The 13,359-nt window shown below is 69.4% G+C and carries 13 protein-coding genes; all 13 read left to right on the top strand.

Annotated features, from left to right (window positions below):
- The first annotated feature begins 17 nt into the window (after positions 1-17).
- The 13 genes from QTI20_RS08275 to QTI20_RS08215 all read left to right on the top strand — a co-directional run bounded on the left by QTI20_RS08275 (position 18) and on the right by QTI20_RS08215 (position 13,323).
- On the top strand, positions 18-1,169 hold the full coding sequence (locus tag QTI20_RS08275; RefSeq protein ID WP_183026921.1) for a PilT/PilU family type 4a pilus ATPase: 1,152 nt from the start codon (positions 18-20) through the stop codon (positions 1,167-1,169).
- A 156-nt stretch (positions 1,170-1,325) separates the two neighbouring features.
- Positions 1,326-2,504, top strand: a complete 1,179-nt coding sequence (gene dapE / locus QTI20_RS08270; RefSeq protein ID WP_286548538.1) for a succinyl-diaminopimelate desuccinylase — start codon at positions 1,326-1,328, stop codon at positions 2,502-2,504.
- Positions 2,501-3,388, top strand: a complete 888-nt coding sequence (gene prmB / locus QTI20_RS08265; protein ID WP_286548540.1) for a 50S ribosomal protein L3 N(5)-glutamine methyltransferase — start codon at positions 2,501-2,503, stop codon at positions 3,386-3,388. The genes dapE and prmB overlap by 4 nt, the downstream gene beginning before the upstream one ends.
- 11 nt (positions 3,389-3,399) lie before the next feature.
- Positions 3,400-5,148, top strand: a complete 1,749-nt coding sequence (locus QTI20_RS08260) for a M14 family metallopeptidase (RefSeq protein ID WP_286548543.1) — start codon at positions 3,400-3,402, stop codon at positions 5,146-5,148.
- Positions 5,145-7,139 (top strand): ABC-F family ATP-binding cassette domain-containing protein, encoded by a 1,995-nt coding sequence (locus QTI20_RS08255; RefSeq protein WP_286548545.1) that lies wholly within the window; start codon positions 5,145-5,147, stop codon positions 7,137-7,139. Before QTI20_RS08260 ends, QTI20_RS08255 begins: the two co-directional genes overlap by 4 nt.
- 13 nt (positions 7,140-7,152) lie before the next feature.
- The gene (locus tag QTI20_RS08250) at positions 7,153-7,716 is read left to right on the top strand and encodes a hypothetical protein (protein ID WP_286548547.1); all 564 of its coding nucleotides are present in this window, start codon (positions 7,153-7,155) and stop codon (positions 7,714-7,716) included.
- 160 nt (positions 7,717-7,876) lie between these two features.
- On the top strand, positions 7,877-8,107 hold the full coding sequence (locus tag QTI20_RS08245) for a hypothetical protein (protein ID WP_183026915.1): 231 nt from the start codon (positions 7,877-7,879) through the stop codon (positions 8,105-8,107).
- 247 nt (positions 8,108-8,354) lie between these two features.
- Positions 8,355-8,549, top strand: a complete 195-nt coding sequence (locus QTI20_RS08240) for a DUF1508 domain-containing protein (protein ID WP_286574173.1) — start codon at positions 8,355-8,357, stop codon at positions 8,547-8,549.
- 105 nt (positions 8,550-8,654) lie between these two features.
- Complete coding sequence (locus QTI20_RS08235) at positions 8,655-9,104, top strand: hypothetical protein (protein ID WP_286548551.1); 450 nt, start codon at positions 8,655-8,657, stop codon at positions 9,102-9,104.
- A 160-nt stretch (positions 9,105-9,264) separates the two neighbouring features.
- Positions 9,265-9,852 carry a phosphatase PAP2 family protein gene (locus QTI20_RS08230; RefSeq protein WP_286548553.1) on the top strand — a complete coding sequence of 196 codons (588 nt, stop codon included), beginning with the start codon at positions 9,265-9,267 and terminating at the stop codon, positions 9,850-9,852.
- A 71-nt stretch (positions 9,853-9,923) separates the two neighbouring features.
- Entirely contained in the window at positions 9,924-10,895 is a 972-nt protein-coding gene (locus tag QTI20_RS08225) for a glycosyltransferase family 2 protein (protein ID WP_286550967.1), read from the top strand.
- Positions 10,892-12,487, top strand: a complete 1,596-nt coding sequence (locus tag QTI20_RS08220; RefSeq protein ID WP_286548554.1) for a phospholipid carrier-dependent glycosyltransferase — start codon at positions 10,892-10,894, stop codon at positions 12,485-12,487. Before QTI20_RS08225 ends, QTI20_RS08220 begins: the two co-directional genes overlap by 4 nt.
- Positions 12,484-13,323: a ChbG/HpnK family deacetylase gene (locus QTI20_RS08215; protein WP_286548555.1), complete on the top strand. Its 840-nt coding sequence runs from the start codon at positions 12,484-12,486 to the stop codon at positions 13,321-13,323. The genes QTI20_RS08220 and QTI20_RS08215 overlap by 4 nt, the downstream gene beginning before the upstream one ends.
- The last annotated feature ends 36 nt before the right edge of the window (positions 13,324-13,359 follow it).

Below are 13,359 nucleotides of genomic sequence, written 5' to 3'. Positions count from 1 at the left end.
CGAGGAGCGAGAGACCGATGAACACGATGGAACGCATCCTTCGCCTGATGGCGGAACGCAAGGCCTCCGACATCTATCTCTCGGCCAACTCGCCGGCGCTGATCCGAATCAACGGCAACTGCCTGCCGATCAACAGCCAGGTGCTGCCGCCCGAGGCGCCGCTGAACCTGCTGTCGGAGGTGGTGCACCAGAGCCGCATCGCCGAGCTCGAGCGCACCGGCGAGCTCAACATGGCGATCCAGCTCGAAGGCGCGGGCAACTTCCGCATCAGCGGCATGCGCCAGCGCGGCAGCTACGCGGTGGTGGTGCGGCACATCGCGCTGACCATCCCCTCTTTCGACGACCTGCACCTGCCCGACGTGCTCAAGACGCTGGTGATGGAGCGCCGCGGCCTGATCCTGATGGTCGGCGCGACCGGCGTGGGCAAGTCCACCACGCTGGCCTCGATGCTGGACCACCGCAACGAGAACGCCTCGGGCCACATCCTCACGGTCGAGGAGCCGATCGAATTCACCTTCACCAACAAGAAGTCGATGGTGAACCAGCGCGACGTCGGCAGCGACACGCAGTCGCTGCAGGTGGCGCTGAAGAACGCGCTGCGCCAGGCGCCCGACGTGATCCAGATCGGCGAGATCCGTGACCGCGAGACCATGACGGCCGCCATCGCCTATGCCCAGTCGGGCCACCTGTGCGTGGCCACGCTGCATGCCAACAACAGCTACCGCGCGCTCAACCGGATCCTGAGCTTCTACCCGGTCGAGGTGCGGCCCACGCTGCTGGGCGACCTGTCGGGCGCGCTGCGCGCGATCGTGGCCCAGCGGCTGCTGCGCACGCCCAAGGGCGAGCGCTGGCCGGCGATCGAGGTCATGCTCAACACGGCGCTGATCGCCGAGATGATCGAGAAAGGCGACTTCTCCGCCGTCAAGGAGGCCATGGTCCAGTCGATGGCCGAGGGGTCCCAGACCTTCGAGGAAGACATCGCGCGGCTGATCGGCGAAGGCCGGGTCACGCGCGAGGAAGGCCTGGCCCAGGCCGACTCCCCCACCAACCTGATGTGGCGCCTGCAGAACCGCCAGGTGCCCGCGAGCAAGCGCGAGGAAGAGAAGGCGCTGATGGAGCAATCCGAGGCGCCGAGCTTCACGGACATCACGCTGGACGTGCGCCACTGAAGCAGCTGACCCACCCCCGAAGCGCCTGCGGCGCTTCCCCCTCAAGGGGGCGATACCGGTGGCCCGGCAAAGCCGGTTCCACGGTATCTCCCGATTGGGCTGCGGCGCTGCGAGCCGTGCGCGCATGCCGCAGCATGAAGAAGAACTGACCTGACCATGTCCCGTACCCTGCAACTCGCCGAACAACTCATTTCCCGGCCTTCGCTGACGCCCGACGATGCGGGCTGCCAGCAGATCCTGGGCGAGCGCCTCGCGCGCCTGGGCTTCCGGCTCGAGACCATCGAGAGCGGCCCGGCCGACTTCCGCGTCACCAACCTGTGGGCGGTGCGCGCCGGTGCCGAAGGCGGCCGGACGCTGGTGTTCGCGGGCCACACCGACGTGGTGCCGACCGGCCCGCTCGACGAATGGACCAGCCCGCCCTTCACGCCGACCCACCGCCGCGGCCAGCTCTATGGCCGTGGCGCCTGCGACATGAAGAGCTCGCTGGCGGCCTTCGTGGTCGCCATCGAGGAATTCCTCGCCGCGCGGCCCGACCCGCGGCTCACGCTGGCGCTGCTGCTCACCAGCGACGAGGAAGGCCCGTCGGTCGACGGCACCGTGGTGGTCTGCCACACGCTGGCCGCGCGCGGCGAGACGATCGACTACTGCATCGTCGGCGAGCCGACCTCGGTCGAGCGTTGCGGCGACATGATCAAGAACGGCCGCCGCGGCTCGATGAGCGGGCGGCTGACGGTGAACGGCATTCAGGGCCACATCGCCTACCCGCACCTGGCGCGCAACCCGGTGCATGCCTTCGCGCCGGCGCTGGCCCAGCTGGTGGCGATCAACGAGGCCGGCGGCTGGGACGCGGGCAATGCCTTCTTCCAGCCCACCAGCTGGCAGATCAGCAACATCCATGCGGGCACCGGCGCCAACAACGTGATCCCGGGCGCGGTGGTGATCGACTTCAACTTCCGCTTCTCGACCGAATCCACGCCCGAATCGCTGCAGCAGCGCGTGCAGGCGGTGCTCGACTCGCACGGCGTCGACTGCACGCTGGCCTGGACGGTCGGCGGCCTGCCCTTCCTCACGCCGCCGGCCGAGCTGGTCGAGGCGGTGCAGCAGGCCATCCACGACGAGACCGGCATCGTGACCGAGCTCTCGACCAGCGGCGGCACCAGCGACGCGCGCTTCATCGCGCGCATCTGCAAGCAGGTGATCGAGTTCGGCCCGGTCAACGCCAGCATCCACAAGATCGACGAGTACGTGGCGGTCGATGCCATCGAGACCATGAAGAACGTCTACCGCCGCACCATCGAGCGGCTGGAACAGATCGAAGCCGGGAGCGCCGCATGAGCACCGTGATCGCGCTGATCGAGGCCGCGGCCGAGCGCCTCGACGCGGCCGGCGTGGCCTTCGGCCATGGCACGGCCAACGCCTTCGACGAAGCCGCGTGGCTGGTGCTGTGGCAGCTGCGGCAGCCCATCGACGACCTCGACGCCGTGGCCGACCGGCCGGTGTCGCCGGCCGAGCAGGCCCAGGTCGAGGCGCTGATCGAGACCCGCATCCGCACCCGCCAGCCTGCCGCCTACCTGACCAAGGAGGCCTGGCTGCAGGGCGTGCCCTTCTACGTCGACGAGCGCGCCATCGTGCCGCGCAGCTTCATCGCCGAGCTGCTGATCGACGGCGGCATCGACTACTGGCTGGGCCCGCACACGCAGCAGGTGCTCGACCTGTGCACCGGCAACGGCAGCCTGGCCGTGCTCGCGGCCATGACCTATCCGGACGTGACGGTGACCGCCTCGGACATCTCGGCGCCGGCGCTCGAGGTGGCCGCGATCAACGTCACGCGGCACGCACTCGACGGCCGGATCACGCTGGTCGCCTCGGACGGCCTGGCCGCCCTGCCCGGCCCCTGGGATCTGATCCTGTGCAACCCGCCCTACGTCAATGCGCAGAGCATGGCCGCGCTGCCGCCCGAATACCAGGCCGAGCCCGCGCTGGCCCTGTCGGGCAATGCGGCCGGCGGCACCGACGGCATGGACTTCATCCGTGGCCTGCTGGCCGACGCGCCACCGCGCATGAGCGCGCAGGCCGTGCTGGTGCTCGAGATCGGCAACGAGCGCGCCTACTTCGAGGCGGCCTTCCCGCGGCTGGAGGCGGTCTGGCTCGACACCTCGGCCGGCGAGGACCAGGTGCTGCTGCTCACGCGCGACGCCATCGTGCGCGGCCTGCGCTAGGCGCTGCGGCCATGGACGTTCTGCTCGACGTCCGGGTGCCGCGCACGCTGGAGGCCTGGGTGCGCGAGCTGAGCGGCAGTCCGGCCGGCACCGTGGTCGAAGGCTGGCTCTTCGAGGGCCCTCGCGCCCGCCGCCGCGCCGAGGCGCAGCTGGCGGCACTGGGCATCCAGGCCCGCCTGCACAGCGCCTACAAGCCGCTGGTGCACCATTTTCTCGAAGCGGTCGACCGGAAGGCGCTGGCGCGGGTCACGGTGCATTGCCCGGTGCATCCGGCCGCCTCGCCGCGCCGTTTCCTGCTCGAGGCCTATCCGTTGGCCGAGATGCTCGGTGGCGCCGAACTGCAGCTGCTGTCGCTGCCGGAATCCGACGCGATGCCCTGCTACCGCATCGACCTGTGCTGGCGCGATGGCCGGGAGCGCAGCGACACCGTGCCCGCGCCCAACCGCGTCCACGCCGATGTCCTCGACCGGCCGATGCTCTCGCCGACCGCTTGGCTGCGCGTCCGGCGCCCCGGCGAGGCGATGGCCGAAAGCCGCCGCGAGTCCGAGCACGAGGCCGTCTTCCGCCAGGCGTTGGCCCTGGTGCACGCGCATCCCTGGCCCGCGACCGAACCGTATTTCGAGCGCCTCGAACTCCGTGTCGACATGCCCGGCATCGCGCACGCGCCGGCGGCGGAGAGCGGCTGGATGAACACCCGCGAGGCGATGCGCGAGGACCTGTACTTCTCGCTGCTCGAGTTCTTCCAGCACCGCAGCGGCCGGCCCGCGGGCGACCGTCGGCTGCGGCCGGGCCAGATCGTGCCGGATGTGCGCGCCGGGCGCGGCGGCGCGCGCCTGCGTATCACGGCCTTGCCCTATACGGCCGGGGCGCCGGACGGCGTCGCGGCGGACGCGCTGCCGCTGGCGCTCGCACCGTCGCCGCTGGCACCGGCGCGCATCGCGGCCGAACTGGCGCGCGTCCCCGGCCAGCGCTTCGAAGTCGCCAGCCGCGAGGGGCGCGCGGTGCGCGGTGTCTACCACCCCAGCAAGGGACCGGCGGTGCTGATCTCCGGCGCGCAGCATGCCAACGAGACCTCGGGCGTGGTCGGCGCCCTGCGCGCCGCGCAGGCGCTGGTCCGGCAGCAGGCCCATTTCGCGCTGATCCCGCTGGAGAACCCCGACGGTTATGCGCTGCACCGCGCGCTCTGCGCCCAGGCGCCGCGCCACATGCACCATGCGGCGCGCTACACGGCGCTGGGCGACGACCTGGAATACCGCGACGCCCCACCCTGGTTCGAACGCGCGGCGCGCGAGCAGGGCCTGGCGATGTCGGGCGCGCAGTTGCACCTGAACCTGCACGGGTATCCGGCCCACGAATGGACGCGCCCCTTCAGCGGCTACATCCCGCGCGGCTTCGAGGCCTGGATGCTGCCCAAGGGCTTCTTCCTGATCCTGCGCCACCACCCGGGCTGGGGCGATCGGGCCCGGCGGCTGGCCGAGCATGTCTGCCTGCGCCTGGCCGAGCGGCCGGCGCTCCGGGATTTCAACGCGAAACAGCTCGCCAGTTACAATGCCCATGCCGGCGATCTACCGTTCGAGCTCATCCACGGCACAGCCTGCATGATCAGCGAAGTGCATCGACCGGGCCCCGCCCTGACGTTGATCTCGGAATTTCCCGACGAGACGATCCACGGCGCTCCCTTCATCCTTGCCCACGACACCCAGACCGCGATGGTTCTGGCCGCCGTCGAAGCCCTGGGCCTCATTTCGCCGATTCCATGATCTCGCTGAAGAACGTCATCCTGCGCCGCAGCGCCAAAGTGCTCCTGAACGGCGCCACCGTCACCCTGAACCCGGGCGAGCGGGTCGGCCTGGTCGGGCGCAACGGCGCCGGCAAATCCACGCTGTTCGCGCTGTTCAACGGCACGCTGCACGAGGACGGCGGCGATTTCTACCTGCCCAAGCAGTGGCGCATGGCGCAGGTGGCGCAGGACATGCCCGAGACCGAGGAATCGGCCAGCGACTTCGTGGTCGGCGGCGACACCCGCCTGGTCGAGTTGCGCGAGGCCCTGGCCAAGGTCGAAGAAGCCTACGCCGCCAACCCCGACGATGCCGAGATCGGCATGGCGCTGGCCCATGCCTACACCGACCTGGCCGATGCCGGCGAGCACGATGCCGCGCCGCGCGCGCAGGCGCTGATCCTGGGCCTGGGCTTCAAGACGCACGAGCTCGACCAGCCGGTCAACAGCTTCTCGGGCGGCTGGCGCATGCGCCTGCAGCTGGCGCGCGCGCTGATGTGCCCGAGCGACCTGCTGCTGCTCGACGAGCCCACCAACCACTTGGACCTGGACGCGCTGGTCTGGCTCGAAGCCTGGCTGCAGAAGTACGCCGGCACCATGATCGTGATCAGCCATGACCGCGAATTCCTGGATGCCGTGACCACCGTCACCCTGCACATCGCCAATGCGCAGCTCACGCGCTACGGCGGCAACTACAGCAAGTTCGAGGAAATGCGCGCGCTGCACATGGAGCAGCAGCAGGCGGCCTTCGGCAAGCAGCAGGAAAAGATCGCCCACCTGCAGAAGTTCATCGACCGCTTCAAGGCCAAGGCCAGCAAGGCCAAGCAGGCGCAGAGCCGGGTCAAGGCGCTGGAGCGCATGGAGAAGGTCGCGCCGCTGCTGGCCGAAGCCGACTTCACCTTCGAGTTCAAGGAGCCGGGCAACATCCCCAACCCGATGCTCTCGATCAGCCATGCCGATTTCGGCTACATGGTGGACGGCCAGCCCAAGACCATCCTGACCCACGTCAGCAAGTCGGTGCAGGCCGGCCAGCGCATCGGCATCCTGGGCGCCAACGGCCAGGGCAAGTCGACGCTGGTCAAGACCATCGCGCGCGAAATGGGCGCGCTGGCCGGCGAAGTCACCGAAGGCAAGGGCCTGAACATCGGCTACTTCGCCCAGCAGGAACTCGACGTGCTGCGCCCGCAGGACAACCCGCTCGAGCACATGGTGCGCATGGCGCGCGAACTGGGCGCGGCGGTCAAGGAACCCACCGGCGAACAGGCGCTGCGCGGTTTCCTGGGCAGCTTCAACTTCACCGGCGACATGGTCAAGCAGCCGGTGGGCACCATGAGCGGCGGCGAAAAGGCCCGGCTGGTGCTCGCGATGATGGTCTGGCAGCGTCCCAACCTGCTGCTGCTGGACGAGCCCACCAACCACCTGGACCTGGCCACGCGCGAGGCCTTGGCGGTGGCGCTCAACGAATTCGAAGGCACGCTGATGCTGGTGAGCCACGACCGTGCGCTGCTGCGTTCGGTGTGCGACGAGTTCTGGATGGTCGGCCGCGGCGCGGTCACCGATTTCGACGGCGACCTGGACGACTACCAGCGCTACCTGCTCGACGAAGCCAAGCGCCAGCGCGAGGAAGCCAAGGAGGCGGTGCGCAACAAGGCGGCCGCGCCCGCGCCCCAGCCCGCCGCGGCGGCGGTGTCGGCACCGGCGGAGTCGCGCGACCAGCGCAAGCAGGACGCCCAGGGTCGCCAGCAGCGCAACGACCAGGCCAAGCCGCTCAAGCGCGAGCTGGGCCAGATCGACGAGCGGCTGGCCGCGGCCGGCAAGGACAAGGAAGCGATCGAAGCCCGGCTGACGGAGTCGCTGCCGGCCGCGGAGATCGCCGACGCGGGCAAGCGCCTGAAGGCGCTGAACGACGAAATCGAGCAACTCGAGGAGCGCTGGCTGGCGCTGTCCGGCCAGCTGGAAGCCCTCGCCGCCTGAAAGGAATGCCGGCATGCCCAATGCGATCGAATTGGCCCAGGGTGATCCGGCGCTGATCGCCGCAGTCCAGCGCAGCCGGAAATTGATCGCGCGCAAGGCGCTGCTGTCGGCCGCGGCCAGCGCCGTGCCGCTGCCGGGCGTCGATTGGGCGGCCGACGCGGCCCTGCTGTCGCGGCTGGTGCCGCAGATCAGCGCCGAATTCGGTCTGTCCGTGACCCAGATCGAGAAACTGGCACCCGAGCGGCGGGAGCGCATCCAGAAGGCCGCGACCACGGTCGGCGCGCTGCTGGTGGGCCGCCTGATCACGCGCGACCTGCTGATGAGCCTGGCCAAGCATGCGGGGGTGCGCCTGACGACCAAGCAGGCCACCAAGTACGTGCCGATGGCCGGCCAGATGGTCTCGGCGGCCCTGGGCTACGCGGCGCTGCGCGCGCTGGGCGAGCAACACATCAAGGATTGCGTAAAAGTTGCGCGCTCGGTGCAAATGGTGCTACCGGCTCCAGCCAAATCCGCTGCATTAAATGAGAACCAAAGACCTCAATTTCTAAAAAGACTCGGTCTTTTCAAAGAAAAATGAGAAGCCAATGCGTTCTTTTTCTCGTCAAATTTGAGTTCATTGCCTGATCTCGCCTGAACCCTCAATGCAGGCGTGCTAATCTAAGTCATTGCTTCAAATCGGCACCCGCCGATTTCAGGCTGTAGACCCAGGGGAAACGCGTCCATGGTGGAGGAAGCGAATGAACAATTCAGACTTGGCCGCCTCGATTGAGCGGCTGATGGCGAAAGTCGACTACTACTTGCACTGCGAGTTGGACGACGAGTACGAGCATGACCAGCCGCAGTCCGCCCGCGTGCAGCTGGAGGCCGCGCTGCGGCACGAACTGCTCCGTGCGAGCGCCATCGGCGTCGTGAGCTCGATCACCGCCAACAGCCGCGTGCTCTCCGGTCGCGACGACCTGATCGCCTGACGGCGCGCCACCCACCCTCTCGCCACGCCCGTGTCCGCCGCCACCTGACAGGACCGCTCCATGGACCCGCTCGCCCCGGCCCCTCTGCATAGACATGGGATGGCGCGCCGCGCGGATCCACGCTTGAATTCGTGTTTTGCGGGTCGGACGTTGCAGGCACACCTTGCGCTGGCAGCAGCGCCCCACGAGACGATGATGCCGCCCCCGTGCGCGGCACCGTAGCGCATCACGGCGTTCGAAGGATCCTATGCGGTTTGTGGTTTTCATGGATATCAACCGGCTCTGGTACTGGGAGCTGCGCGCCACCTCCGGCGAGGTGATCGCGAAATGCCCGACCGGCTTTGCGGACCGGAACGCGGCGCTGCAAAGCATCGACGCGGTGCGCGCCAAGGCCTCCCGGTCCGCCGTCTTCGATCCTTTGGGAAGCAGCGTCGAACGCTGACGGGCCCTGGCGCAGCGGCGTGGCCCGATGCGACGGTCTTCGGATTTTTCCTAACCTGAACAAGACGTTCATGCAAGAAAAACAGGCGGATTCTAGAATCTGCCCGTGAAACTTCCACGTCTTCGTCGTCTTATCGCAACGCATCTGCTGGAATGGTGCCTTGCGGGCCTCTTCCTCGCGGCGATTCAACCCTTCCTTTTCTCGCATTTCCGCCAGGACGGCTGGGAGGACGAGCCGGGCTTCCGGGTGCGCAACGCCCAGAGCACCGCCCTCTTCTCGCCCGACGACCGGGCCTCGCATGCCAAGGAGCTGGAGACGACCTTGTATGCGCCCGCCGGTGCGCACCTCGAGTCGCATCTGGGGGCCTACCACGCGCTGCTGCAGGGCCTGGCGCAGTGGCTGTCGCTGCTGCCCTTGATGGCGGTCGCCGGCGCGTTGCTGCGCCCGCCTGAATCCCCGGTGCCGCGGCCCGTGCGGCACACGGGCGGGGCGCCACCGCGGGCGACGCCCTGGTGCACCCTCCCGCCATCCGCCGCGCCACCCTTGCCGACCTGAAGAACCTGCGCCTGTACGGCGTCGATCGCTTGCCGCGTGCTTCGCGCGGCAGGTGCCCCTGTTCTCGGTCCAAAGGCTTTTCCATGATTTTCTTTTTCACGCGCCCGTGCGGCGCGGTGCACGCGCGCGCACTTCTCCGGCGCGCGAAGGCGGCGTTCGAATGAACGCGCTCAACATCCAATGGCTGCAATGGATCGCCGCGGGCGGCGATCCCGCGACGTGGCCGCTGTTCGCAGCCCGCGCCTTCGCGCTCTGGGGCGCCTGGGCCTGCGGTATCGGCCTGGCATGGACGGCATGGCGGCATCGCCACCATCGCCCTTACATGGGCGTGGTCGTGGTCGGCGCCGTGCTGATGTCGCTGCTGTCGCACGCCGTGGCGGCCCACTTCAACGTCCAGCGCCCCTTCGTCGCCGGCTGGGTGCCGGCGTACATCCCGCACGCGGCCAGCGCCGCGACGCCGAGCACGCATGCGACGGTGATGTTCTTCGTCGCCTTCGCGCTCGTTCTGCACCGGGGCCTGCGCTGGCAGGGCGTCGTGGCATTCGCCCTCGCGTGCATCGTGGGCTGGGCCCGCATCTATGTCGGGGTGCACTTTCCCCTGGACATCGGGGGGGGACTGCTGCTCGGCGCTGCCGCCGCTGTTCTGCTCGCCGGGCTCTGGGCGGTGCGGCCGTCCGGGTGGGCGCGCCTCGGCGGCGGCGTCGGACACCGCGCTCCCCTGGCCCCGGCCCCCGCGAGGCAGCCATGAACCGCATCGTCCAGGACCGGCGCTGGCAGTCGATGGCACCGGCCGCCGAAGCTGGCGAGATCGGCCAGGCGATGCCCGCCGCCCACAAGGCGCCGCGGCGCCGCGGTGTCTCGTGCGTGATTCCCTGCTTCAACGAGGCGGCCAATCTTCAGACCTTGCTGCCGCGGCTCGAGGAGGTTCTTCGGGCCACGGGTCTGCCGTGGGAAATCCTGGTGGTCGACGACGGCAGCACCGACGACACCTTCTCGGTCATGGGGCGGTGGTGTGCGCGCCCGGGTTTCAGGTGCCTGCGCCTGTCCCGCAATTTCGGCAAGGAGGCGGCGCTGAGCGCGGGCCTGAAGGCGAGCCGGGGCGATGCCGTGGTGCTGCTCGATGGCGACATGCAGCATTCGCCGGAGCTGATCCGGGCCATGCTGGCGCAATGGCTCGATGGCGCCGAAGTCGTCTATGCGGTGCGCGAGGCGCGCGAGGACGAGCGCGCCTTCAAGCGCTTCGGCAGCCGCCTGTTCTACCGCCTGGTGAACACCTCCAGCCGCTTCGAACTGCCGAAGGACGCGGGCGACTTCCGCCTGATGGACCGTCGGGTCGTGGACGCGCTCTTGAGCCTGCCCGAGCGCAATCGCTTCATGAAGGGGCTCTATGCCTGGGTCGGTTTCCGGGCCGTCGCCCTGCCCTACACGCCGGCACCGCGCGCGCAGGGCGTGAGCCGCTTCAATGTCTTTCGCCTGCTTCATCTGGCGCTCGACGGCCTGACCTCGTTCACCACCTGGCCGTTGCGGCTCGTGAGCGTGTTCGGCCTGCTGATCGCAGCACCCGCCTTCGCCTACGGCCTCTACCTGATCGTGGACCATTTCGTGGTCGGCGATGCGGTGTCCGGCTGGACCACCATCGTGGTGAGCCTGATGTTCTTCATCGGGGTCCAGATGATCTCGACCGGCATCGTCGGCGAATACGTCGCGCGGATCTTCGACGAGGTCAAGGGCCGGCCGCTGTACGTGGTCAGCACCGAATTGGGCAGCGGCCTGGAGGACCGCGCACCGTGAAGCGTCTGCTGCAGCCCTCTTCCTCCTCGTTTCGGCCGGCGCTCACGGTGCTGGCGATCTTCGGCTGGCTCTGCGCCACCGCCTGGCTGCGCCGCTTCAGCGCGCCCGACGAAGGCCGCTACACGGGTGTGGCGCTGGCCATGCTGCAATCCGGCGACTGGCTGGTGCCGCGCCTGGACGGCCTGCCCTTCTTCCACAAGCCCCCTCTTTTCTACTGGCTCAGCGCGGCGTCCATGTCGGTGTTCGGCCTCTCGGAATGGGCGGCCCGCCTGCCATCGGTGATGGGCGCCACGGCCGCGGCGACGTCGCTGCTGCTGTTCCTTCGGCGCTGGTCGGAGCCCGGCATCGCCGGACCGGCGACGCTCGTGCTGGTGACGATGCCCTTTCTCTACGTCGGCGCCCAGTTCGCCAATCTGGACATGCTGGTGGCCGGCTGCATCAGCGCCACCGTGCTGCTGGCGGCCCACGCGAGACTGGCGCGGGAGGGCGGCGCCCCCTGGCGCACGCCGCTGGCCTGGGCCTTCGTGGCAGCCGCGGCCGGCGTGCTGGCCAAGGGCCTGATCGGGCTGCTGCTGCCCGGCATTGTCTTCGTCGTCTGGGCGATCGCGACGCGGCGGCTGAACGCCCTTCGGCTCTTGCTGTGGTGGCCGGGCTGGCTGCTTTTCCTGGGGCTTTCGCTGCCATGGTTCGCCGCGATGCAATGGCGCTACCCGGGCTTCTGCGACTACTTCGTCGTGACGCAGCACTTTCGGCGCTTCGCCGCAACCGGCTTCAACAACGCGCAGCCGCTGTGGTTCTACCTGCCCGTCATCGCCGGACTGACCCTGCCGTGGGTCGCCTGGCTGCCGTGGGCGGCGCGACGCCGGCCGGCGCGCGCCGCAAGCGCCGACATCGACGGGCTCATGCTCGTCTGGTTCGTCACGATCGTCGTCTTCTTCTCCATCCCCCGTTCCAAGCTGATCGGTTATGTGCTGCCGGCACTGCCGCCGCTGGCGTACTTCGTGGCGCGGGCCATGGCGCGGACCTGGCCTGCGGCACGCGGCCTTGGCAAGCCAGCGGCCTGGACGGCCTGGACGGCCGGGCTGGCCGCGCTGAGCTGTGTCCTGGCCGTGCTGGCCGCGGACCGCTTCGGCACCCCCGCGGGCGCGCGCCTTCGCCTGCCCGCGGGCCTGTCGGTCGGCGCGCGGGACCAGGTCCTGATGCTCGACGACTACCGCTACGAGATCCCGTTCTACTGGCAGCTGAAGCAACCGATGCTTGTGGCCAGCGACTGGTCGGACCCCGGGCTGCCGCTGCGCGACAACTGGCGCAAGGAACTGAGCGACGCCGCGCGTTTCGACCCCGCTGCGGCGGGCCGGATCCTGGTTCCGGCCCGCCAGGTGGCCGCGGCGCTGTGCGTGCCGCGCGTGAGCTGGCTGCTGGGCTCGCCAGCGGCCGCGAGCGCATGGCCGTGGCTGGCCGACCGTCGGCGCTTCGTCGAGGTGGCGCGCGAGAAGGACCTGGTGGCGTGGCGCTTCGCGGGCGCGCCGGCGAACGGCGCGCCCTGCGACCTGCCGGCCGGCGCGGCACCGCCAGGCGAGGCCGCGCCATGAAGCAGCCGCCACGCGACCTCTGCATCTGCGCCGATGATTTCGGGCTCAGCGAAGGCATCAACATGGCCGCGCTGCTGCTGGCGGATCTCGGGAAGATCTCGGCCATTGGCTGCATGGTGCGGCGCGGTGCCTGGGCCGCGGGCGCACGCGATGCGCGCGGGTTGAATCCCGTGGACCTCGATCTCGGGCTGCACCTGGACCTCAGCTTTCCCGACCGGCACGGGCATCCCGAGCGCGGGCTCGCCGGGTTGATCGCGCGCAGCTACCTGGGCCTGCTGCGCGCCGGCCCCTTGCGCAGGGAGATCCGCGCGCAGTTTGGCCGCTTCGAAGACGCCATCGGGCGCGCGCCGGCCTTCGTGGACGGGCATCGGCACGTCCATCAACTGCCCGGCGTGCGCGATCTTCTGGTCGATGAAATCGCGCGCCGTTACAGCCTGGAGAAGCCGTGGCTGCGCAACACGGCGCCGCCGCGCGCGGCGCGCGGCCACGGCAAGGCGGACCTGATCCATGCCCTGGGCGGTGGCGCCCTGGCGCGCCTGGCCTCCAGCCGCGGGCTGCCCATGAGCCGCGCCCTGCTCGGGGTCTACGACTTCTCGGGCCCGCCCGACTACCGCGATCGGCTGGCCTTGTGGCAGGCCCAGTGCGAGAGTGGCGACGTGCTGATGTGCCATCCCTCCACCGGCGATACCGAGCAGGTCCCGCACGGCCCGGCACGGCTGCGCGAGTACGCCGCGCTGCGGGACTTCGACTGGTCCTGCGGCAGCGGGGCCGCCGCCCTGCGGATCGTTCCGCTGTCACACAGCTTCGGGACTCAACTTGACAGAATAGGTCAATGATGTAAAGTTAGACGCTTCTGCCTACCGCCAGCGCAT

This window comes from Variovorax sp. J2P1-31 (assembly GCF_030317215.1).
Lineage (GTDB): Bacteria > Pseudomonadota > Gammaproteobacteria > Burkholderiales > Burkholderiaceae_C > Variovorax.
Note: the sequence above shows the minus strand (reverse complement) of the source record. Positions and strands in the feature narration are given on the sequence as shown.